Source organism: Xanthomonas sp. SHU 199, assembly GCF_000364665.1.
In the GTDB taxonomy this organism is placed as follows: domain Bacteria; phylum Pseudomonadota; class Gammaproteobacteria; order Xanthomonadales; family Xanthomonadaceae; genus Xanthomonas_A; species Xanthomonas_A sontii.
Window position 1 is genome coordinate 1 of record NZ_AQOI01000783.1, and the last position, 778, is coordinate 778.

The following is a 778-nucleotide window of genomic DNA, read 5'->3' on the forward strand; positions in this document are numbered from 1 at the left end:
ACGAGCCGCCGCCGGCGCAGGACGAACTGCATGCGGCGCTGTACGACGCCGCCCGCGGGGGCCGCGTCGATCGCGCGTTGCAACTGCTGCAGGCCGGCGCCGATCCGCATGCGCTGCCCGCCGCCGAGTGGCGCGACCAGCGCAGCCTGCCGGTGCTGGCCGCGGTGCTGCCGGACCTGCGCCTGTTGCGCGAACTGATCGTGCGCGGGGTCGACGTCAATCGCCCGCACCTGGGCATGACCCCGCTGCTGGCCGCCACCCGCGACAGCTGGCATGGCCGCCCGGAGGCGGTGATGACCCTGCTCGCCAACGGCGCCGACCCGCGCGCCAGCGACGGCGACGGCAACACCCCGCTGCATCACGCCGCGCGCAGCTCCGACCCGGGCGTGGCCGCGCTGCTGCGCGACGCCGCTGCCGAACTGGACGCGGCCAACCGCGACGGCCTGACCCCGCTGGCGGTGGCCTGCCAGGTCGGTAACTGGCGCATGGCCAAGTTCCTGCTTGAGCGCGGCGCCAAGCCGGAGCCGGCCGAGGCCAGCCCGGTGCTGCTGGCCGCGGCCGGTACCGAGGAAGACGATCCGGCCGGCGTGCAGTTGCTGCTCAAGCACAAGGCACGGGTCGATGCGCGCGATCGCCAGCGCCGCAGCGCGCTGCACGAGGCGGCGCAGGCCGGCCACGTGGAGATCGTGCAGGCCCTGCTCGGCGCCGGCGCCAACCTGGAAGCGCGCGATGCGCTGGGCCGCACGCCGTGGCTGGAAGCCGCCCGCCCCGGCCGCGT

The 778-nt window shown here is 76.1% G+C and carries 1 protein-coding gene; it reads left to right on the forward strand.

Annotated elements, in window-relative coordinates:
- Positions 1-778, forward strand: a 778-nt coding sequence (locus tag D183_RS25570) for an ankyrin repeat domain-containing protein (protein WP_017910814.1), incomplete at both ends; no start/stop codon positions are given.